Origin of the sequence: Sandaracinobacteroides saxicola, from assembly GCF_014117445.1 — a bacterium.
Classification (GTDB): domain Bacteria; phylum Pseudomonadota; class Alphaproteobacteria; order Sphingomonadales; family Sphingomonadaceae; genus Sandaracinobacteroides_A; species Sandaracinobacteroides_A saxicola.
Genome location: NZ_CP059851.1, coordinates 44696 through 65020, shown reverse-complemented (window position 1 = coordinate 65020; position 20325 = coordinate 44696). Strand labels below are relative to the sequence as shown.

Genomic DNA, 20325 nt, shown 5'->3' with positions numbered 1-20325 from the left:
CCTGTTGCAAGGCGTGCCGCTGAGCAAGGGACAGGAGCCGCACGCATGAAATTGCTGGTGCCCGTGAAGCGGGTGGTGGATTACAACGTCAAGGTCCGGGTGAAGTCCGACCAGTCCGGCGTCGAACTCGCCAACGTCAAGATGAGCATGAACCCGTTCGACGAAATCGCCGTCGAGGAAGCCGTGCGCCTGAAGGAAAAGGGCATTGCCACCGAAATCGTGGTGGTCAGCATCGGGCCGGCGCAGGCCACCGAAACCATCCGCACCGCGCTTGCCATGGGCGCCGACCGCGGCATCCTGGTCACGCATGATGGCCCGTCCGAATCGCTGGGCGTCGCCAAGGTGCTGGCGGCCATCGCGAAAGAGGAAGCCCCCGGGCTGGTCATCCTGGGCAAGCAGGCGATTGACGACGACGCCAACCAGACCGGCCAGATGCTCGCCGCGCTGACCGGCTGGGCGCAGGGCACCTTCGCCTCGAAGGTCGCGCCCGAGGGCGACCATGTCGCCGTCACCCGCGAGGTCGATGGCGGGCTGGAGACGGTCAGCCTGAAACTGCCCGCGATCGTCACCACCGACCTTCGCCTGAACGAGCCGCGCTACGCTTCGCTCCCCAACATCATGAAGGCGAAATCCAAGCCCATCGCGCAGAAGACCGCCGCCGATTACGGCGTCGACCTCACCCCGCGCGTCAGCATCACCAAGGTCAGCGAGCCGCCGAAGCGCTCCGCCGGCATCAAGGTGAAGACCACCGACGAACTCATCGAAAACCTGAAGAAAGTGGGAGCCCTCGCATGAGCGTCCTCGTTCTCGCCGACCATGACAATGCCAGCCTGAAGGATTCGACGCTCGCCGCCGTCACCGCCGCGACGCAGATCGGCGGCGATGTCCACGTCCTCGTTGCCGGCGACGGCGCCGACGCCGCAGCGGCCGCCGCGGCCCAGGTCGCCGGCGTCGCCAAGGTGCTGCTGGCGAATCACGTCACGCTCGCCAACGGCCTTGCCGAAAATGTCGCACCGCTGGTCGCCGGCCTGATGGCGAACTATAGCGCGCTTGTCGCCACCTCCTCGACCTTCGGCAAGAATGTCACGCCGCGCGTCGCCGCCCTGCTCGATGTCGCGCAGGTCAGCGACATCCTCTCGGTCGAAAGCCCCACCAGCTTCACCCGCCCCATCTATGGCGGCCAGGCCATCGCCACCGTCAGCAGCGGCGACGCCAAGGTCATCGTCACCATCCGGCCAACGGCTTTCGCGAAGGCGGTCACCGGCGGCAGCGCGCCGGTCGAGGCCATCGGCGGCGCCGCGGACGCCGGCATCAGCAGCTTCGTCGGCGCGGAAAAGACCGTGTCCGCCCGCCCCGACCTGACCGCCGCCAAGATCATCGTCTCCGGCGGCCGCGCGCTTGCCAGCGCCGACAATTTCCACAGCGTGATCGAGCCGCTCGCCGACAAGCTGGGTGCCGCCGTCGGTGCGTCCCGCGCCGCGGTCGACGCCGGCTACATGCCGAACGATTATCAGGTCGGCCAGACCGGCAAGATCGTTGCCCCCGAACTCTATGTCGCGGTCGGCATCTCCGGCGCCATCCAGCATCTCGCCGGCATGAAGGATTCGAAGGTCATCGTCGCCATCAACAAGGACGAGGAAGCCCCGATCTTCCAGGTGGCCGACTATGGCCTGGTCGGCGACCTGTTCACGATCGTGCCGGAATTGACTGCCAAGCTCGGCTGACGGCTGAAAAGCCGGCAGACTCGAACGCAGGCCGGCCGGCGGGCCGCTTCGGCGGCTTTGCCGTCTAACGCGGCTCCGTCCGACGACTCGAAGCCAAGCCGGCGCACCCTCGACTCGAACGCCGCCGGAGCTTAGCTTCGGCGGCGTTTCGCTATCGGGGGGTGCCATGCCGATTGACCGCCGTTCCGCGCTGGCGCTCGCCGCGCTCGCTCCTGTAGCCGCACGCGCCAGCACGGCGGCGCCGCTGCCCGCCTGCCTCTCCGCCAACGAAAACCCCCTCGGCCCCGGCCCCAACGCCCGCGCCGCCATCGCCGCCAGCACCGCCGATTTCAGCCGCTACGGCGGTGCCTCGCTCCGCCAGCTCCGCGCGCGGATCGCCGGCCACGAAAACCTGCCCGAGGATCATGTCGTCATCGGCGCCGGCTCCGCCGACATCCTCGCCGCCGCCGCCACCGCCTTCGGCATGCGCGGCCAGCGCGTCGTCGCCCCGGCCCCCACCTTCGACCATCTGCAATCGGTGGCCAAACGCCTCGGCGGCAACATCGACCCCGTCCCCCTCCTGACCGACGGCGACATCGATCTCGCCGGCCTCGCCGCGAAGGCCGACGGGGCCGCCCTCGTCTATCTCTGCAACCCCAACAACCCCACCGCAAAGCTGCTGAAGGGCGACACACTTCGCCGCTTCGCCGCCGGGCTGAAGACGCCGCTGTTCGTCGACGAAGCCTATATGGAACTCACCGCCACCCCGGCCGCCGACACGCTGACCGACCGCGTCCGAGCCGGCGACCCGGTCATCGTCTCGCGCACCTTCAGCAAGGGCCATGGCCTTGCCGGCCTGCGCATGGGCTATGCGCTTGCGCGCCCCGACCTCGCCAAACAACTCGCCGACGCCCGCTTTTCGATCTTCGGCGCCCCCCAGGTCGCCATTGCCCAGGCGGCGCTTGCCGACACCGCTTTCCTTGCCGCCGCTCGGATCAGCATCACGACGGAACGCGCCCGCATTGAAGCCGCGCTCGACGCGCTGAAACTGCCGCGCATGGAATCCCACGCCAACTTCGTTTTCTTCAACAGCGGCCGGCCGGTGGGCGCGCTGCGCAAGCAACTCGAAACCGATGGCGTCATCATCGCCGAGCGCTGGACGGATACGCACCCGCAATGGGTCCGCGTCTCCACCGGGCTCCCCGCGGACGTCACCCGCTTCATCATTGCCTTGAACCGCGCCTACGCCTGAACCAATCTCGCCAGCCGCGTCAGGTCGGCCACGAAATCCGCCTCGTCGCGGTTGCGCTCCTTGATGCCATGCGCGGCCGCCACCAGCATGCGCGCGCAGGCCGCCGGCTCCGCCACCCCGGCCGCCGCCAGCCGCGCCGCCAGGAAGGCAGCGAACCGCGCCTCCATCGCCGCGTGCAGGTCGGCGGACAGCCGGTTGCTCGCCGCCAGGATCTCGTCGCCATGCGGACTGCCGCGCACCAGCCGGAAAATCGGCAGGTCCTTCGCGATCAGCGCCGCCGGCAGGCCCTGCCTCAGCGACACTCCCTCCGGCCAGGCTGCCTCGCCGGCCGCCAGCGCCTCGCCGGTCAGCGCCTCCGCCAGGTCTCGGAACAGCGCCTCCTTGCCCGCAAACAGCAGATACAGCGCCGGCCGCGACATGCCCGCCGCCGCCGCCAGGTCAGCCATCGTCGTGCGGGCATAACCATAGCGCGCGAACACCCCGACCGCCGCGGCCCGCACCATCTCTGTCTTTGACACTTTGTTATTCATTTGTCAGAATGTCACACGAATCGATCTCAGGAGCAAGTCATGGCAAAAGGCCTCGTCCTCGTCACCGGTGCCTCGGGCTATATCGCCGGCGAGGTCATCCGCCAGCTGCTGGCCGATGGCTGGGCCGTGCGCGGCACCGTCCGCAATCCCGCCAAGGCCGACCGCATGCTGGCCGCCATGGGTCAGACGCGCGAGACGCTGCCCCTGTTCGCCGCCGACCTGGACAGTGATGCCGGCTGGGCCGAAGCCGCCGCCGGGGTGGATTATGTCCAGCACATCGCCTCCCCCATCCCCGCCAATGTCCCCAAAAATCCCGATGACCTGATCCGCCCGGCCCGCGACGGCGCCCTGCGCGTGCTCGCCGCCGCCAAAGCCGCCGGCGTCAGGCGCGTGGTGATGACCAGCAGCACCGCTGCGGTCTGTTATGGCATGGACGGCACCCGCCGGGTCTTCACCGAAGCCGACTGGACCAACCCCGACCATCCCGACACCTACCCCTATGTCCGCTCCAAGACGATTGCCGAGCGCGCGGCCCGCGACTGGATGGCGGCGAACGGCGCCGGCATGGAGTTCGTGACCATCAACCCCGGCCTGGTGCTCGGCCCCGTGCAGAACGCCGACCACAGCGCCAGTGTCGAGGTGATGGTGAAGCTGCTCTCCGGCGCGCTCCCCGGCACGCCCAATTTCGGCTTTCCCGTCACCGACTTGAGGGACATCGCCGACGCCCATGTCCGGGCGATGACCACCCCTGGCCTCGCTGGCGAGCGCTTCCTGTGCGCCGGCCAGTTCCTGTGGATGCGGGAAATCGCGGCGATCCTTCGCGCCGAACTGGGTCCAAAAGCCCGCAAGGTGCCGACCCGCGGCCTTCCCGATGTCCTGTTGAAACTGATCGCGCTGTTCGATCCGGCGGTGAGGATCGTGCTGACCGAACTGGGCAAGGAACGCATCTGCGACGCCGGCCATGCCCGCGAACGGCTGGGCTGGGTGCCGCGCCCGGCAGCTGAAACCATCCGCGATTGCGGCAACAGCCTGATCGGGAAGGGCGTGGTGAAAATCTAATCCTTCGCTGTCGCCTGATTGTAACATATTGCCGACAATAGGGCTGCGATGGCGGCCAAGGGGGCTGCCCAGTCAACCGGGGTCGCACCATGAACTCTCTCGCGTCGCTGCTCGCCACTGCCCTGCTCGCCACCACCGCCGTCACGGCGCAGGCGCAGATCACCTACATGGGGCAATATGCCGTCCCCGGCGGCGCCATGGACCTGTCCGGCCTCGGCAGCAGCCCGAACCAGTCGCGCCTGTCCTTCGGCAGCGATCTTCATTTCGACAAGGCGAGCCAGACCTTCTTCGGCATCACCGACCGCGGCCCCGGTGGCGGCGTCATCGATTTCGCGCCGCGCGTCAACCAGTTCAAGCTCGACCTCAGCCCCAGCGGCCAGATCACCAACTTCACGCTGCTGAAGACCACCGTCTTCAAACAGGCCAACGGCCAGCCCTACACCGGCCTCAACCCGACGCTCGCCACCGGCAACCCCGCCAACCTCGGCGCCTCGCTCGATCCCGAGGGCTTCGTCCGCCGCGCCAACGGCAATTTCCTGGTCAGCGACGAATATGGCCCGTCCATCATTGAGTTCAAATCGGACGGCACCTATGTCCGCACCTTCACCGTGCCGGACAATCTGAAGCCGCGCACCGCCGGCGGCACGCTCAACTATACCGACGGCCGCCCCACCATCACCAGCGGCCGCCAGGACAACCGCGGGTTCGAGGGGCTGACCCTGTCGCGGGACGGCAAGACCGCCTATGCCATGCTGCAGGACCCGCTGGTCAACGAAGGCGCGCAGAATGATGGCCGCCGCAGCCGCAACCTGCGCATCGTCGCCTATGATGTCGCCACCGGCAAATCGACCGGCCAGTTCATCTACCGGCTGGAGAATATCGACGACATCAACGCCCGCATCCCCGGCACCGCGAATGATTTCAGCGCCACCAACCAGGGCCGCTCGATCGGCATCAGTTCGATCACCGCGATGGCGAACGGCAAGTTCCTGGTGATCGAGCGCGACAACCGCGGCCTCGGCGAAGCCGATCCCACCCAATCGGCGCCGGTCGGCAGCAAGCGCGTCTATCTCGTCGACCTCGCCGGCGCCACCGATGTCAGCGGGATCAGCCTCGCCGGCAGCAACAGCCTGCCGAACGGCGTGACCGCGGTGCAGAAATCGTTGTTCCTCGATGTGCAGGCCGCGCTTGTCGCCGCCGGCCATCCGGTCACCGAAAAGTTGGAAGGCCTCAGCTTCGGCCCGAAGATCGATGGCGGCTATGCCCTCATCCTCGCCACCGACAACGACTTCTCCGTCTCGCAGGGCCAGCCCGGCGAGCAGCTCGATGTCTGCACCAGCGGGGTCGGCGGCAGCTTCACCCGCATCGCCATCGGCGGCGTCTGCCCGCAGGGCCAGGCGCTGATCCCCAGCTACGCCTACAGCTTCGCCATCAAGGGCGATGCGCTCGCGGCCGTCGGCGGCGTGCCCGAACCGGCCACCTGGGCGATGTTCATCCTGGGCTTCGGTCTGGTCGGCGCCGCTGCACGGCGAAGCATGCGTGCAGCGCAGGCATAGCGCGAGGCGCCGCCGCAAGCCGGCCTGATCGCTCGACTTTCAGGGCTTCAACGCCTAATCCCTCCCGGTCAATCGGGAGGGATTTTCGCATGCAGACTATCGGGGTGATCGGCGCGGGCCTGATGGGCAACGGCATCGCCCATGTCGCCGCCGCCGCTGGCTACCGGGTGATCCTGACCGACGTCGACCAGCCCCGCGCCGATGCCGGCAAGGCGCTGGTGGCGAAGAACCTCGGCCGCCAGGTGGCAAAAGCCACCCTGACCGAAGCGGACGCCGCCGCCACCCTCGACCGCATCACCGCCACGCCCAACCAGGCCCGATTCGCCGACGCCACGCTGGTGATCGAGGCCGCCACCGAGAATGTCGACCTCAAGAAACGCATCTTCGCCGCCGTCGCCCCGCATCTGTCGGCGGACGCGCTGCTCGCCAGCAATACCTCGTCGATCTCCATCACCCTGCTCGCCGCCGCCACCGACCGGCCGGACCGCTTCTGCGGCCTGCATTTCTTCAACCCCGTGCCCCTGATGCAGCTTGTCGAGATCATCCCCGGCCTCGCCACCAGCCGCGCCACCACGGAGGCCTTCCACGCCTTTGCGCAGCGCCTTGGCAAGACCGCGATCGAAAGCGCCGACAGCCCCAGCTTCATCGTCAACCGCCTGCTCTGCCCAATGCTGAACGAGGCGATCTTCGCGCTCGGCGAAGGCGTCGGCAGCGTCACCGACATCGATCTCGGCATGAAACTCGGCGCCAACCATCCGATGGGGCCGCTGACGCTCGCGGACTTTGTCGGCCTCGACACGCTGCACGCCATCATGCTGGTGATGCTGAACGCCACCGGCGACCCGAAATACCGCCCCGCGCCCCTCCTCACCAAATATGTCGAAGCCGGCTGGCACGGCAAGAAAACCGGCCGCGGCTTCTACGACTACAGCGGTGAAACCCCAGTGCCCACGCGCTAAAAACACCCCTACCACCCGCGAAGCGGAGAAGGGAGGGGCGACACGCGGCACGCGAGCGGGGGTGGGTCCCGGTGCCGCCCCTACACTCTTTCAACAATGATCGCCGGCGCCATCCCCCCCGCCGCGCACATCGTCACCAGTCCGCGCCGCAACCCGCGCCGCTCCAGCTCGTCGACCATCGTGCCGATCAGCATGCTGCCGGTGGCGCCGATGGGATGGCCCAGCGCGATGGCGCCGCCATTCACATTCACCTTGTCGCGATCGAGCCGCAGGTCGCGGATGAACTTCTCCGCCACCACCGCGAACGCCTCGTTGATCTCGAAGAGGTCGATGTCATCGATGGTCAGCCCCGCCTTCGCCAACACCTTGCGCGCCGCCGGCACGGGCGCGTTCAGCATCAGCGTCGGGCAATCCCCCATGTTCGCCATCGCCACCACCCGCGCCCGGGGTTTCAGCCCATTGGCGTCCGCATAGGCCTTGCTCGCCAGCAGCACCGCCGCCGCGCCATCCACCACGCCCGAGCTGTTGCCGGCATGGTGCATATGCTCGATCTTCAGCTCGGGATATTTGGCGTTGATCAGCTTGCGGAACGTCGTGCCGTTCGCGTCCAGCGGAAAATCCGCGAGTCCCGCAAAGCTCGGCTTCAGCGCCGCCAGCCCCTCGGCCGTGGTCTCCGGCCGCGGAAACTCCTCCCGGTCCAGCGCCAGCGAGCCATCCTCCCGATAGACCGGCACCAGCGAGCGCGCGAACGCCCCGTCGGCGATCGCCTTCGCCGCCCGCCGCTGGCTCTCCAGCCCCAGCGCATCGACATCCGCCCGCGTGATCCCCTCCATGCTGGCGATGGCATCGCCGCACACGCCCTGGTGGCTCTGCGGATGGCTGCGCTGCAAGCGCTCGTTGCCGCTGCCCATCATCATCGGTTTCAGCCCGGCCGCAGCTTCCTCGGCCGCCATGCTCGCGGTCAGGCTCATCATCTCGGTGCCGCCGGCGATCACCAGCTCCTCCATGCCGCTCATGATGCTCGCCGCCGCCAGGTTCACGGTCGTGATGCCACCGCCGCAGAAGCGGTCCAGCGTCGTGCCGGACGAGCGGATGTCATAGCCCGCGTCCAGCGCCGCCATCCGCCCCAGGTCGCCCGCCTGCTTGCCCTTCTGCGTGCTGGTGGACCAGATGATGTCGTCCACCTGCGCCGTATTCAGTCCGTTGCGCTCCGCCAGCGCGCGCAGCACCGCGGCGGCCAGATGCTGCGGGTGCATGTCCGCCAGCGCGCCCTTTCCCACCTTGCCGATGCCACGCGGGGTGCGGACGGCGTCGATGATATAGGCGTCGGGCATGGCGGCTTCCTTCGATTGAGTATGCCGCGCCCTTTCCGCCGAAACGCGCTGCCTTGCATCCTGTCAAAATGCGGCGGCGCGTGCTTGGCGCTTGCACCTGCGTCCCATTCGCAATAAGCAACGACTTTGCGAACCATTATCAGGACTCATGGTGCCCCTCCTCCGCTTCGGCTTTTCGTTCGCCGCGCTTGCGCTCACTATCCCAGCCCTCGCGGCCGAGGTCGAGGATGCCCGGCTCGACGACATCATCGTCACCGCCGACCGCGCCGCCGGCTTCGGCGCCAGCCTCGTCCAGGTCGGCACCTTCCGCAACGCGCGCCTGATCGATGTGCCGCTGACCGTCAACGTCATCCCGCGCGCCCTGCTCGACGCCCAGGCCGCCTCCGGCCTTTACGACGCGCTCAGGAACACCGCCGGCGTCACCCGCTCGCAGCTCGCCGGCAGCACCTACGACAATATCGCCATTCGCGGCATCCTGGTCGAAAACCGCACCAGCTACCGCCTCAACGGCGCGCTCCCCGTCATCAACCTCGTCGACCTGCCGCTCGAAAACAAGGCACGGGTCGAGGTGCTGAAGGGCGTCGGCGCGCTCTACTACGGCTTCGCGCCGCCTTCGGGCATCATCAACCTCACCAGCAAACGCCCCGACACCGACCTGATCGCCGCCGAAATCCGCGGCAACCTCCACGGCGGCTTCGGCGGTGCCATCGACCTCTCCCGCCGGTTCGGGGAGGGCCGCTTCGGCCTGCGCGTCAACGCCGGCGCCGACAATGTCGACCCCGGCATCGACAATTTCGGCGGCCATCGCTGGATGGCCTCGCTCGCCGCCGACGCGCAGCTGGGCGACCGGGTGAAGCTGATGCTCGACATCGAGCATGTCGCCAAGGATGTCACCGAAACACCCGCCATCGTCCTCCCCGCCGCGGTGAACGGCATCATCCCTCTCCCCGCCGTGCCCAAACCCGAGACCAACCTCGGCAGCCAGTGGCAGCGCTACAAGGCCCACGCCACCAACGCCCTCCTTCGGGCCGACATCCGCCTCGCCACCGACCTGGCGCTCACCCTCGAAGGCGGCCAGGCACTCACCGTCCGCGACCGCGACTTCGCCCAGTTCGGCGCCTTCAATGCCGGCACCGGCGAGGGCGTGCTGCAATTTTTCCAGACCGGCGACCAGCGCTACCGCAACCGCAACCTGCGCGGCGAACTCGCCGGCGCCATCACCACCGGCGCCCTCACCCACCAGCTCGTCCTCGGCGTCACCCAGAACTGGCGCTTCCAGAACGGCCGCGCCAACCAGGTGAGCCCGGCCGCCCCTGGCCCCGGCGCCATCGCCCAGAATTACTTCACGCCCCGCGCCATTCCCGTCATCCCGGTCACCGCCACCCTCGGCACCGCGCCATTGAATGTCAGCGACTTCGGCGCCTATCTCTTCACCCGTTCCGACCTCTCCAACGGCGACCGCGACGTGGCGCAGCTGCTGCTCGGCCTGCGCTACAGCGACTATCGCTCCAGCGCCCGCTCCGCCGCCGGCGCCCTCACCCGCTACACCAGCACCGCCTGGACCCCCAGCGTCGGCCTGGTCCTGAAGCCCGCCGCGGACATCAGCGTCTATGCCACCTATCTGCAGGGCCTGGAGGAAGGCGGCACCGCCCCCGCCAACGCCGCCAACGCCAACGAGGTGCTGCCGCCCGCCAAAAGCGAGCAATATGAGGCCGGGGTGAAGGCCAATGTCCTCACCGGCCTCGTCCTCCAGGGCGCCTGGTTCCGCGTCACCCGCGCCAGCGCCTTCACCGACCCCGCCGACCGAGTCTTCAAGCTCGCCGGCCGCGCCCGTTACCAGGGCTTCGAAGGTTCGGCCTCGGGCGAGATCAGCCCCAACCTCTCGCTCACGGCCTCGGTGCAGCTGCTCGACGCCTCCTTCATCACCGCCCTCAACCCGGCGCAACTCTCCCGCCGTCCCGAAAACACGCCCAAATTTACCGCCAGCCTCTACGGCGAATGGCGCCCATCGGCGTTGCCCGGCTTCGCCATCGGCGGCGGCCTGTTCCATGTCGGCAACCGCGCCGTCAACGCCCTCAACCAGGCCTTCATCGAAGGCACCACCACCTACAGCGCCAGCCTGCGCTACCGCTTCGGCAACGGCGTCACGCTCCAGGTCGCCGGCGACAATCTGGGCAACGCGCGCTACTGGTCGGCGGCGGGCAACGGCCTGCTCGGCGTCGGCCTGCCGCGCACCATCAAACTCTCGGCACGGGCCAGCTTCTGATGAGAAGATCCGCGATCAGCCTCCATCTCTGGCTCGGCCTCATCCTCGGCTTCTTCTGGGCGCTGCAGGGCCTCACCGGCTCGATCCTGGTGCTTCACCGCGAAGCCGACCGTCTGGTCAACCCGGCACTCGCCAGCGGCGCCACCGGTCCCTGGCTGCCGCTCGAAAGCCTGGTCGCCGCGGCAGGGGTCAAGGCCGAGCGCATCACCATCGTCGACAGCGCCCGCAACAGCCTCGCCATCCACCATGGCAAAGCCGATAGCCGCCGCGCCGTCATCGTCGAGGCCGCCACCGGCACCATCCTCGGCGACCGCGCGGTCACCGCGCCGCAACCCGACCGCGAGGGCATCTTCCGCTGGCTCTTCCTGCTTCACCACGAGCTGCTCGCCGGCGACCTCGGCGAAACCATCCTCGGCATCAGCGCGCTCTTCCTCTTCTCCAGCCTGCTGCTCGGCCTGTGGATCGCCACCCCCTGGCGCGGCCTGTTCCGCATCTCCGCCTGGCGCACCTCACGCATCCGGCTGTGGGGCTGGCACCGCATGGTCGGCGTGCTCGCCGCGCTGGCACTGCTGCCGCTCAGCCTGACCGGCGCCTATCTGATCTGGGGCAAGGAGCTGCGCGCCGCCGCCGCCACGGTCTGGCCGATGCAGCTCCCGCCAGAAGGCAAGTCGACCCTTGCCGGACCCGCCATCGGCCTCGACCGCGCCTGGGCCATCGCCAACGGTCAATTTCCCGACGCCACCTTCGTCTCCGCGACGCTGCCCGGCCCGAAAGCCGCCGCCTACAAATTCCGCCTGCATCAGCCGGGTGAGGCCCGCGCACTGTTCGGCGTCACCGCCGTCTGGGTCGATGGCGCGTCCGGCACCATCAGCTACCGCTATGACCCGCTGGACGCCGCCGCCGCCAATCGCGTCATCGATTCGCTGTTCGCCATCCATTCGGGCGAGATCGCCGGCTGGCCCGGCCGGCTCGCCGTCCTCGCCGCCGGCCTCAGCCTGCCCATGCTGTGGATCACCGGCCTCTGGGCCTGGCTGCGCGCTCAGAAGCGGCGGAACCGCCCCATCCCAGCATAGCCGAGGGCACCATAGGGATTGGTGTTCCGCCCCAGATCGATATTGGCAAAGTTCAGATCGACCGCGCCGGCCTGCCCCAGCGGTGCCGCCATGCCGAAGGCCAGCCCGCGCGAACCGCCACTGCCGACGAAGGCGCTGGCATAGCCATGCACGCCACCGCTGCCCGTCCGCCGGTCGCCCAGCATCGCCTCCTCCATCGCCGCATTGCGCTCGGTACCGGCATCCATGGCAGCGCGCGCCTCTTCCGGCGTCAGCCGGATCACCTCCGCCTGCTGCGCCATCGCCGGCGCGGCTGCTGTCAGCATCAGCAACAAGGGCAACATTCGCATACCGCTTTCCTAACCCGTCCGCCGATCACACGCCAGCACGGCTTTAAGCCGGACCCGTCGCCGCCTTTCATGCCATGGTTCAGGGAGACACAGGATGAACGGGACCGACCGCCGCACGATCCCTGGCAGGCCCCGCCGCCAGCGCCCTGATGAGCGGCGGCGGCACCCGCGCCGCCAACCCCGAGGCCGCCGTTGCCCGCCTCAGGAACCGGATCGCGCTCGCCAGCATCGCCGCGACATGCCCGAAAGCGCCGCCCGGCTGACGCTCAATATCCCGACCGCACGCAAAGCACGTCGACGACGAACACATCGCGTCCGCGCGTCTCCAGCCCGCTGTTGCGCGAGCCATTCCAGCCATTCGCCCGACAGAAGGCATCCGCCGCCACTTTCGCGCAGCTGCCCGTCACGGGGCCGCTGCACTGCAAACCCACCGGCCGCGGATAGAATTGCGCCGCCATCCCGCGCAGGCTGTCGCCGGGGCCGCCCGGTTGCGGCATCGGCATCGGCAGTGTCGTCGCCACGATGGGCCGCAGCGAGCCCACCCGGTCCCGAAAGCCATAGTCGCGGCTCAGGTCACGGCTGCTGCCCCGCACCGTCACGCAACGACCCCGATATTGCTCCCGCGAGCATAGCTCCCAGGTCTCGTCCCGCCCCATCCGCACCGATCGCACAACGCTGTTGAACCCGGAATATTCGCGCGGTCCGCTGAAATATTTGGAGCCGCCGCGATAATCCGGGCTGGTGTAGAGCGTGGCATCCCCGCGCGGTTGCGGCTGCGCCAACGCAGGAACGGCAACCATCATCGCAGCCAGCACCAGGAAGCGCATAAACCCGGTCCCTCCCTCAGCCCTTCGGCGCGATGATCATCAGCATCTGCCGCCCTTCCATGCGCGGCATCGATTCCACCTTGGCATACTCCAGCGTGTCATCACGCACCCGCTCCAGCACGCGCAGGCCCAGCTGGCCATGCGCCAGCTCCCGCCCGCGGAACCGCAGCGTCATCTTGACCTTGTCGCCTTCCTCGATGAACTTCTTCACCGACCGCATCTTGACCTCATAATCATGGTCATCGATGTTCGGGCGCATCTTGATCTCCTTGATCTCCTGCACCTTCTGCGTCTTGCGGGCGGCGGCCGCCTTCTTCTGCGTCTCGTACTTGAACTTGCCGACGTCCAGGAACTTGCACACCGGCGGATCGGCGTTCGGCGACACCTCCACCAGGTCCAGTCCCACCTCCTGCGCCGCGGCAAAAGCCTCGCGGGTGTACATCACCCCCAGATTGTCGCCATTCTCATCGATCACGCGCACTTTCGGCACGGTGATATATTCATTGTAGCGCGGGCCGTTCATCGCGGGCGGGGGCGTCATCATGCGCCGGGACATGGGGGGTGGTATGGTCGTCGCTCCTCAATCATGGCTGTGCAGGCGCACGTCTCGCACGCCCGTTGGAACAAGATAGGGCAAATCCCGCCGCCTGCAAAGGGGCGCGTCACATCGGCGGCAGTGGAATCCACTCATCCTCGCCCGGAACGCCACGGAAACGGCTTTGCGCGTCGCCCTCCCGCCAGCCCAGGCCGCCCCAGTCCGCCTTCGCCGCCTCGATCCGCGCCGGATCGCTGGACACCAGATTCCACCAGATATGCCGCGGCGCATCGATGGGCGCACCACCCAGCAGCATCACCCGCGCCGGCCCCACTGTGGTGAAATGCACCGGCACACCCGCGTCGAACACCAGCATCCGCCGCGCCTCGTGCCGCACGCCCTCCACCTCGATGGCGCCATCGGCCACATAGAGCGCCCGTTCCGCATGCTCATCCGGCAGGTGCACCGTCGCTCCCGCCTCCGCCTCGACATCGATGTAGAACATCGGCGCCGGAAAATGCACCGGCGACTGCGCATGAAAGGCCGTCCCCGCGATCAGGGTCCGCCGCGCGCCATCGAAGGCGATGGTCGGCAGCGTCTCCGCCGGATGATGCGCGAACGCCGGCGCGCTCTCCTCGTCCGCCTGCGGCAACGCCACCCAGCTCTGGATGCCGTGCATCCGGTGTCCCGCCGCCCGCTCCGGCGCCGGCGTCCGTTCCGAATGCACGATGCCACGCCCGGCATTCATCCAGTTCACGGCCCCCGGCCGGATCACCATGTCCGTCCCCAGGCTGTCGCGATGCCGCAGCGCCCCCTCGAACAGATAGGTCACCGTCGCCAGCCCGATATGCGGATGCGGCCGCACATCGATCCCCTCGCCTGGCCCGAAATCCGCCGGCCCCATGTGGTCGAAAAAGATGAACGGCCCCACCAGATGAAACCCCGGCGCCGGCAACACCCGCCCCACACTGAACCCCCCAAGATCGCGGGTGCGCGCCTCGATGATGCGGGTCATGCCCTCACTCTCCAACTGTTTGCCTGCAGAAATGTGACCAGCGAAATCTCGTCCACCGAGCCATCGGCGACACCCAGCACGACTGCCGTTGCGTCCACCTCACGCGCGTCGAGATAGAATCCATTCAAACGGAGAATCACGAACATCGTGAACCAGGCAACCCGGTTGTTGCCATCCACAAAGGGATGACGAATCTTTGCCAGGCTATAGCCCACAGCGGCCGCCACCGCGTGGATACCGACATCCGGGCCCCCATAGGCCAGCAGTTGCTCCGCGCGTGCCAACGCCGCTTCCACGGCACCGGAGTCGCGCAAGCCATGGCTGCCGCCGAAACGTTCGATCGATTGTCGGTGAAGATCCAGAATGGCTTGCAAGGGCGGGAGCGCAATGGCCTCCGCCATCACCGCGCCAGTTCCGCCAGCGTTTCGGGATAACGGTCGAAACATTCCTGTCCGGCCGCCATCGCGCGCGCATAGGCATCATCGATCCGCACGATGCGCAGACCGTCGGCATCCGCCTCGATGCGCACCATGTCGCCCCGTGCAATACCTGAGGCGGCCAGCACATCCTTGGGAAGCGTCACCGCCGTCGCATTGCCGCGAACCCCAACCTTCACCATCGCCATGCTCGCCATCGATCGGTCCTTTCGATGGCTAATGTAATAACAACAGTTATCACTGTCAAGACAGAGTTGCAATCCTATTGCTTGGCTATCCCCCCTCCACCGGCGGCATGTTATGCCCCAGCAGCCGCAACACGTCCGCCGCGCACTCCACGATATTGCTGCCCGGCCCATAGATGCCCACCACCCCGGCATCGCGCAGCATCTGGTAATCCTGTGGCGGGATCACCCCGCCCGCGAACACCTTGATGTCGGCTCGCCCGGCTTCGCGCAGCCGCGCGATCAGCGCCGGGATCAGCGTCTTGTGTCCCGCTGCCAGGCTGGACGCGCCCACCGCATCCACGTCGCGCGCCAGCGCCAGCGCCGCCGTCTCCTCCGGCGTCTGAAACAACGGGCCCGAAACTACCTCGAACCCCATGTCGCCAAAGGCGCTCGCCACCACATTGGCGCCCCGGTCGTGCCCATCCTGCCCCATCTTGGCGATCAGCACCCGCGGCGCCCGCCCCAGCCGGCGCGACACCGCACCGATTCCCTCCACCACCTGCCGCCACCGCGCGTCCGTTTCATGCGCAGGCCCATAAATGCCCGTCACCGGCACCGGAGTCGCCCCATGCCGGCCGAACACCGCCTCCATCGCGTCCGAAATCTCGCCCAGCGTCGCCCTTGCGCGGGCTGCCTCCACCGCCAGCGCCAACAGATTGGCGCCACTTCGCGCCCCCTCGGTCAATGCGTCCAGCGCCGTCCGGCAGGCGTGCGCGTCCCGGCTGGCCCGCACCCGCGCCAGCCGCGCCACCTGCGCCTCCCGCACCGCGGCATTGTCCACCTCCAGCGTGTCCAACAGCTCCGCCTCGGCCGGGCGATATTTGTTCACGCCCACGATCACATCCTCGCCGCGGTCCACCCGCGCCTGCTTCGCCGCCGCCGCTTCTTCGATCAGCCGCTTGGGCATCCCGCTCGCCACCGCCGCCGTCATCCCGCCCAGCGCGTCCACCTCGCCGATGATCGCCCAGGCTTTCTCCACCAACTCCGCGGTCAGCGCCTCGACATAATAACTCCCCCCCAGCGGATCGACCACGCGCGTCACGCCGGTCTCCTCGGCCAGCACGATCTGCGTGTTGCGCGCAATCCGCGCCGAGAAATCCGTCGGCAGCGCGATCGCCTCGTCCAGCGCATTGGTGTGCAGCGACTGCGTGCCGCCCAGCACCGCCGCCAGCGCCTCCACCGTGGTGCGGATGACGTTGTTATAGGGGTCGCTCTCCTGCAGGCTCACGCCACTCGTCTGGCAGTGCGTCCGCAGCATCTTCGAGCGTTCGTCCTTCGCCCCCAGCCCGTCCATCACCCGCCACCACAGAGTCCGCGCGGCGCGCAGCTTCGCCACCTCCATGAAAAAGTTCATGCCGATGCCGAAAAAGAAACTCAGCCGCCCGGCAAAGGCATCGATGTCCAGCCCGCTTTCCATCGCCCGGCGGACATATTCCTTGCCGTCGGCGATGGTGAAAGCCAGCTCCTGCACCGCCGTCGCCCCGGCCTCGTGCATGTGATAGCCGGAAATCGAAATGCTGTTGAACTTCGGCATGTTGGCGGACGTGTAGGCGATGATGTCGCTGACGATCCGCATGCTCGGCTCGGGCGGATAGATATACGTGTTGCGGACCATGAACTCCTTCAGGATGTCGTTCTGGATGGTCCCGTCCAGCGCCGCTTGGCGGACACCCTGTTCCTCGCCCGCCACGATGAAAAAGGCCAGGATCGGGATCACCGCGCCATTCATCGTCATGCTCACCGACATCTCGTCCAGCGGGATGCCGTCGAACAGAATCTTCATGTCCTCCACGCTGTCGATGGCGACGCCGGCCTTCCCCACATCGCCTACCACCCGGGGATGGTCACTGTCATAGCCCCGGTGAGTCGCCAGGTCGAAGGCCACGCTCAGCCCCTTCTGCCCGGCCGCCAGGTTGCGGCGATAGAAGGCGTTCGATTCCTCGGCGGTCGAAAACCCGGCATATTGCCGGATCGTCCACGCCCGCCCGGCATACATGGTCGCCCGCACGCCGCGCGTGAACGGCGCGAACCCCGGCAGCCCGGGATCAGGCGCGTCGGCCCCGGTATAAAGCGGCCTGATGGCAATCCCCTCCGGCGTATGCCACGTCAGGTCGCGCCCCTTGACCTCCTTCGCCGCCGCCGCCTGCCATTTCGCCAAAGTCGGTTCGGTCATGATGCTGGTCCTAGTCAATCTCAAGATCGGGCATCGCCCTTCGCATGAAGTCGGCAAACAGCGGCACGGTGAAATCCATCAGGCCATGTTCACTGCTATAGATCATCCCTTTGCGAATCAGGCTGTCTCGCACCGGACCGCATTGGGACGTCGTTCGCTCAATCCGCTCGGCAACATCACCGGAGCGCTGCGGGCCATCACCCAAATCTGCCATCGCGCGAAGATACTGCCGCTCTCGCGGAGTCAGCCGATCAAAGCGCACGCGAAAAAAGCTCGCATCAAGTTCGGCACGCGCCAGCGGATCGGCCTCGCTCACATCCTTGCGGGTGATCGGCGATTTCTGTGCGACATTCCAGACCTGCGCGCCCCATTGCTGCAGGAAATACGGATAACCCTGTGTCAGATCGATGACGCGCTCCACCGCATTTTCCCGAAATTCAACACCTTCCTGCTGGACAGGCTTGATCAGCGCCTGGCGTGCTGACGCCTTATCAAGCGGGCCAATTTCGTTGAATATGAACAGGCGCTCCGAATAGGATTTCGCACGACCAAACAGGCCATACAGCTGCGGCAGCCCGGCACCGACAAGGGCAACGGGCAATTGCAGTTGACCCGCCCGGTGCAGTGCCGCGATCAGTGCACCCAGATCATTTTCGGGAACATATTGAAGCTCGTCGATCATCAGTGCCAATCCGGCCCCGCGTTCCTGTGCGGCCTCGCCAACCAGACACAGCAGATCTGACAGGTCGAGATCAAGGTCGCCGCTGTCCGCCACGCCAGGCTCAGCCGGCACCACGCCAAAGGAAGCCTCGCCCATCTCAAGCCGAAACGCCGATGCGAAGTTGCGCAAGGCCGAAAGCGCCCGTTTCGCTTTGGTCAGCGCCGCCTGTCCCCTGTCGAGTCGCAGCAGCGCCGATCGCAGGGTCGGCACAAGCATGGAGGGAAGCGAACGATTTTCGGGCGTCTCCAGGCGGACCGTCACGAACTGGTTGGCCTCCGCGCGCCGCGCCATTTCATCCAGCAACACGGTCTTGCCGACTCCGCGAAGGCCGACGAGAAGGTGGTGACGCGCCGCCCGGCCGCGCCGCAGCCGGTCAAGCTGTATGGCGATCAGCTCCATCACCTCATCCCGACCCGCCAGTTCCGGAGGCCGCGATCCCGCTCCAGGCGCAAACGGATTCGATCTGGGGTCCATCTAAACGATTTAGCCCCATGTAAGCAAAATGTCTATACACGCGTAAATTTCCTACGCGCCCGATATGCTCAACCTTATTCGCTCACTTGTAAAGCGCCTCCAGCCGCGCGCCATAAACCGCCTTCAACACATGCCGACGGATCTTCAGGCTCGGCGTCATCTGCTCATTCTCCACGCTGAACGGCGCATCGGCGATGATCACGCGCCGCACCCGTTCGATCACCGAAAGGCTGGCGTTCACCCGGTCCACGGCTGCCTGAACGGTCCGCACGAACTCGCTGTTCTCCCGCAGGCCATCGCATTTCACGCCATTGGCGGCCGCCCATTCCATCATATATTCGGCGTCGGGCACCACCACGCCCACTAGATAGGGCCGCCGGTCGCCATAGACCATCGCCTGGGCGATCTCGGGTTGCAGCGTCAGCATCCCTTCCACCCGCTGCGGCGCGACATTGTCGCCCTTGTCGTTGACGATGATGTCCTTCTTGCGGTCGGTGATGACGATATGCCCGTCCTCGTCGATGTGGCCGATGTCCCCGGTATAGAGCCAGCCGTCGCGCAGCACCCGCGCGGTCTCGGCCTCATTCTGCCAATAGCCCTCCATCACCAGCTCGCCCGCCACCGCGATCTCGCCGTCCTCGGCGATGCGCACATCCACATCCTTCAGCGGCGGCCCCACCGTGTGCATCTTGATCTTCGCCGCCGGCCGGTTGCAGCTGATGACCGGCGCGCTCTCCGTCTGGCCATAGCCCTGCAACAGCGTCACCCCCACCGAATGGAAGAACAGCCCGACCTCGGGATTGAGCGGCGCGCCGCCCGCCACCATCGCCTTCAGCCGCCCGCCCAGCCGTGCGCGGATCTTCGCCTTCAGCGTGCGATCGAGCAGCCAATCCACCGGCAGGTCCAGCCAGCCGACCCCGCCGCTCTCATAGCTGCGGCGGCCGATCTTTTCCGCCATCGCCAGCAACCGCGGTGCCAGCCCGCCCTGCTTCTCGATGCCCTTCACCATCCGCTGCCGCAGCACCTCGAACAGCCGCGGCACCACCACCATGATGGTCGGCTTCGTCTCCTCGATGTTCGCCGCCAGCTTCTCCAGCCCCTCGCTGTAATAGATCTCCGCCCCCAGCCCGATCGGCAGGAACTGCCCCGCGGTATGCTCATAGGCATGGCTGCTCGGCAGGAAGGACAGGAAGGTTTCAGGGTCATCGGCGTGGAAATCATGTTTGATGATGTCGATGCAGCCGGCCACATTGTGCAGGATCGCGCCATGGTGCTGCTTCACCCCGCGCGGCGCACCCCCGGTGCCGCTGGTATAGATCAGGCAGGCGGTCGAGCGCCGGTTCAACCCGGCGATCCCGGCGCGCGTCGCCACCATGTCGCCGGGATGCGGCGCCAGCCACTCGCTCCAGTCAAGCACCGCCACCTCGGCGGTCTGCGCGATCTTCGGCGGCTCGATGCCCACCACCGTGCGGCAGTGGTTGGTCTGCGCCGCCGCCTGCAGCACGCCCTTCGCCAGCTTCGGCGTGGAAACAATCGCCGCCACCGCGCCGCTGTTCTCCAGGATATGGCGGTGATCATTGACCGTGTTGGTGGTATAGGTTGGCACGGTGATGGCACCCGCCGCCATGATGCCCAGGTCGGCGATGGCGAACTCCGGCCGGTTCTCGCTGACGATCACCACCCGGTCGCCCGCCTTGACGCCGCCGGCCTTCAGGGCTTCCGCCACCTGGCAGACCCGCCGCGCGGTCTCGCTCCAGCTCAGCGCCCGCCAGGCCCCGTCATGTTTCGCCCACAGAAAGGGCCGGTCCGCCCGCGCCGCGGCCTGCTCGAAAAACATCTCCAGCAGATTGCCCCA

Annotated in this window: 18 protein-coding genes and 2 pseudogenes; 9 read left to right on the top strand and 11 right to left on the bottom strand. The window is 67.3% G+C overall.

Going from position 1 to position 20325, the window contains the following annotated elements:
- Positions 1-45: 45 nt before the first annotated feature.
- The 3 genes from H3309_RS00325 to H3309_RS00315 all read left to right on the top strand — a co-directional run bounded on the left by H3309_RS00325 (position 46) and on the right by H3309_RS00315 (position 2955).
- Positions 46-795, top strand: coding sequence for an electron transfer flavoprotein subunit beta/FixA family protein (locus H3309_RS00325; protein WP_182296415.1), 750 nt, complete (start codon positions 46-48; stop codon positions 793-795).
- Complete coding sequence (locus H3309_RS00320; RefSeq protein WP_182296413.1) at positions 792-1724, top strand: electron transfer flavoprotein subunit alpha/FixB family protein; 933 nt, start codon at positions 792-794, stop codon at positions 1722-1724. Before H3309_RS00325 ends, H3309_RS00320 begins: the two co-directional genes overlap by 4 nt.
- Before the next feature lie 166 nt (positions 1725-1890).
- Entirely contained in the window at positions 1891-2955 is a 1065-nt protein-coding gene (locus H3309_RS00315; RefSeq protein ID WP_182296411.1) for a pyridoxal phosphate-dependent aminotransferase, read from the top strand.
- Here H3309_RS00315 and H3309_RS16895 read toward each other — a convergent pair.
- Positions 2946-3473 (bottom strand): helix-turn-helix domain-containing protein, encoded by a 528-nt coding sequence (locus tag H3309_RS16895; protein WP_207791533.1) that lies wholly within the window; start codon positions 3471-3473, stop codon positions 2946-2948. The genes H3309_RS00315 and H3309_RS16895 overlap by 10 nt on opposite strands.
- Before the next feature lie 51 nt (positions 3474-3524).
- Here H3309_RS16895 and H3309_RS00305 point away from each other — a divergent pair, with 51 nt between their 5' ends.
- The 4 genes and pseudogenes from H3309_RS00305 to H3309_RS00295 all read left to right on the top strand — a co-directional run bounded on the left by H3309_RS00305 (position 3525) and on the right by H3309_RS00295 (position 7059).
- Positions 3525-4544, top strand: a complete 1020-nt coding sequence (locus tag H3309_RS00305; RefSeq protein WP_182296409.1) for an SDR family oxidoreductase — start codon at positions 3525-3527, stop codon at positions 4542-4544.
- Positions 4545-4633: 89 nt separating this feature from the next.
- A pseudogene (locus H3309_RS17015) lies at positions 4634-5824 on the top strand (esterase-like activity of phytase family protein); the annotation flags it as partial.
- 174 nt (positions 5825-5998) lie between these two features.
- Positions 5999-6100: pseudogene (locus tag H3309_RS17735) on the top strand (PEPxxWA-CTERM sorting domain-containing protein); the annotation flags it as partial.
- 89 nt (positions 6101-6189) lie between these two features.
- The gene (locus tag H3309_RS00295) at positions 6190-7059 is read left to right on the top strand and encodes a 3-hydroxyacyl-CoA dehydrogenase NAD-binding domain-containing protein (RefSeq protein ID WP_182296405.1); all 870 of its coding nucleotides are present in this window, start codon (positions 6190-6192) and stop codon (positions 7057-7059) included.
- Positions 7060-7139: 80 nt separating this feature from the next.
- On the opposite strand, the gene H3309_RS00290 is transcribed toward H3309_RS00295, so the two are convergent.
- A complete protein-coding gene (locus H3309_RS00290; RefSeq protein ID WP_182296403.1) occupies positions 7140-8393 on the bottom strand; it encodes an acetyl-CoA C-acetyltransferase in 1254 nt (417 codons plus the stop codon).
- Between the two features lie 148 nt (positions 8394-8541).
- On the opposite strand from H3309_RS00290, the gene H3309_RS00285 reads away from it, so the two are divergent.
- Positions 8542-10659, top strand: coding sequence for a TonB-dependent siderophore receptor (locus tag H3309_RS00285; protein ID WP_182296401.1), 2118 nt, complete (start codon positions 8542-8544; stop codon positions 10657-10659).
- Positions 10659-11732: a PepSY-associated TM helix domain-containing protein gene (locus H3309_RS00280; protein WP_182296400.1), complete on the top strand. Its 1074-nt coding sequence runs from the start codon at positions 10659-10661 to the stop codon at positions 11730-11732. The genes H3309_RS00285 and H3309_RS00280 overlap by 1 nt, the downstream gene beginning before the upstream one ends.
- On the opposite strand, the gene H3309_RS00275 is transcribed toward H3309_RS00280, so the two are convergent.
- From H3309_RS00275 to H3309_RS00235, 9 genes are all read right to left on the bottom strand, one after another.
- Positions 11699-12055, bottom strand: a complete 357-nt coding sequence (locus H3309_RS00275; RefSeq protein ID WP_182296398.1) for a hypothetical protein — start codon at positions 12053-12055, stop codon at positions 11699-11701. The two genes, H3309_RS00280 and H3309_RS00275, sit on opposite strands and share 34 nt — an antisense overlap.
- A gap of 272 nt (positions 12056-12327) precedes the next feature.
- A complete protein-coding gene (locus H3309_RS00270) occupies positions 12328-12888 on the bottom strand; it encodes a beta/gamma crystallin-related protein (protein WP_182296396.1) in 561 nt (186 codons plus the stop codon).
- A 16-nt stretch (positions 12889-12904) separates the two neighbouring features.
- Positions 12905-13444, bottom strand: coding sequence for a translation initiation factor IF-3 (infC, locus tag H3309_RS00265; RefSeq protein WP_182296395.1), 540 nt, complete (start codon positions 13442-13444; stop codon positions 12905-12907).
- A gap of 106 nt (positions 13445-13550) precedes the next feature.
- Positions 13551-14438, bottom strand: a complete 888-nt coding sequence (locus H3309_RS00260) for a pirin family protein (protein WP_182296394.1) — start codon at positions 14436-14438, stop codon at positions 13551-13553.
- Positions 14435-14839, bottom strand: coding sequence for a type II toxin-antitoxin system death-on-curing family toxin (locus tag H3309_RS00255; protein ID WP_182296393.1), 405 nt, complete (start codon positions 14837-14839; stop codon positions 14435-14437). The genes H3309_RS00260 and H3309_RS00255 overlap by 4 nt, the downstream gene beginning before the upstream one ends.
- Complete coding sequence (locus H3309_RS00250) at positions 14839-15072, bottom strand: AbrB/MazE/SpoVT family DNA-binding domain-containing protein (protein ID WP_182296392.1); 234 nt, start codon at positions 15070-15072, stop codon at positions 14839-14841. The genes H3309_RS00255 and H3309_RS00250 overlap by 1 nt, the downstream gene beginning before the upstream one ends.
- Before the next feature lie 76 nt (positions 15073-15148).
- Positions 15149-17275: a methylmalonyl-CoA mutase gene (gene scpA, locus H3309_RS00245; protein ID WP_182296391.1), complete on the bottom strand. Its 2127-nt coding sequence runs from the start codon at positions 17273-17275 to the stop codon at positions 15149-15151.
- A gap of 10 nt (positions 17276-17285) precedes the next feature.
- A complete protein-coding gene (locus H3309_RS00240) occupies positions 17286-18395 on the bottom strand; it encodes an ATP-binding protein (RefSeq protein ID WP_243453787.1) in 1110 nt (369 codons plus the stop codon).
- 157 nt (positions 18396-18552) lie between these two features.
- Complete coding sequence (locus H3309_RS00235) at positions 18553-20307, bottom strand: AMP-dependent synthetase/ligase (RefSeq protein WP_243453948.1); 1755 nt, start codon at positions 20305-20307, stop codon at positions 18553-18555.
- Positions 20308-20325 lie beyond the last annotated feature (18 nt).

What these genes read in the sequence shown, in the direction of transcription:
- H3309_RS00315 (WP_182296411.1), top strand. Translation starts at nt 1,891, where the DNA reads ATGCCGATTGACCGCCGTTCCGCGCTGGCGCTCGCCGCGCTCGCTCCT.
- H3309_RS00255 (WP_182296393.1), bottom strand. Translation starts at nt 14,839, where the DNA reads ATGGCGGAGGCCATTGCGCTCCCGCCCTTGCAAGCCATTCTGGATCTT.
- H3309_RS00260 (WP_182296394.1), bottom strand. Translation starts at nt 14,438, where the DNA reads ATGACCCGCATCATCGAGGCGCGCACCCGCGATCTTGGGGGGTTCAGT.
- H3309_RS00240 (WP_243453787.1), bottom strand. Translation starts at nt 18,395, where the DNA reads ATGGAGCTGATCGCCATACAGCTTGACCGGCTGCGGCGCGGCCGGGCG.
- H3309_RS00290 (WP_182296403.1), bottom strand. Translation starts at nt 8,393, where the DNA reads ATGCCCGACGCCTATATCATCGACGCCGTCCGCACCCCGCGTGGCATC.
- H3309_RS00275 (WP_182296398.1), bottom strand. Translation starts at nt 12,055, where the DNA reads ATGTTGCCCTTGTTGCTGATGCTGACAGCAGCCGCGCCGGCGATGGCG.
- H3309_RS00285 (WP_182296401.1), top strand. Translation starts at nt 8,542, where the DNA reads ATGGTGCCCCTCCTCCGCTTCGGCTTTTCGTTCGCCGCGCTTGCGCTC.
- H3309_RS00235 (WP_243453948.1), bottom strand. Translation starts at nt 20,307, where the DNA reads ATGTTTTTCGAGCAGGCCGCGGCGCGGGCGGACCGGCCCTTTCTGTGG.
- H3309_RS00325 (WP_182296415.1), top strand. Translation starts at nt 46, where the DNA reads ATGAAATTGCTGGTGCCCGTGAAGCGGGTGGTGGATTACAACGTCAAG.
- H3309_RS00305 (WP_182296409.1), top strand. Translation starts at nt 3,525, where the DNA reads ATGGCAAAAGGCCTCGTCCTCGTCACCGGTGCCTCGGGCTATATCGCC.
- scpA (WP_182296391.1), bottom strand. Translation starts at nt 17,275, where the DNA reads ATGACCGAACCGACTTTGGCGAAATGGCAGGCGGCGGCGGCGAAGGAG.
- H3309_RS00250 (WP_182296392.1), bottom strand. Translation starts at nt 15,072, where the DNA reads ATGGCGAGCATGGCGATGGTGAAGGTTGGGGTTCGCGGCAATGCGACG.
- H3309_RS00280 (WP_182296400.1), top strand. Translation starts at nt 10,659, where the DNA reads ATGAGAAGATCCGCGATCAGCCTCCATCTCTGGCTCGGCCTCATCCTC.
- infC (WP_182296395.1), bottom strand. Translation starts at nt 13,444, where the DNA reads ATGTCCCGGCGCATGATGACGCCCCCGCCCGCGATGAACGGCCCGCGC.
- H3309_RS00270 (WP_182296396.1), bottom strand. Translation starts at nt 12,888, where the DNA reads ATGCGCTTCCTGGTGCTGGCTGCGATGATGGTTGCCGTTCCTGCGTTG.
- H3309_RS00295 (WP_182296405.1), top strand. Translation starts at nt 6,190, where the DNA reads ATGCAGACTATCGGGGTGATCGGCGCGGGCCTGATGGGCAACGGCATC.
- H3309_RS00320 (WP_182296413.1), top strand. Translation starts at nt 792, where the DNA reads ATGAGCGTCCTCGTTCTCGCCGACCATGACAATGCCAGCCTGAAGGAT.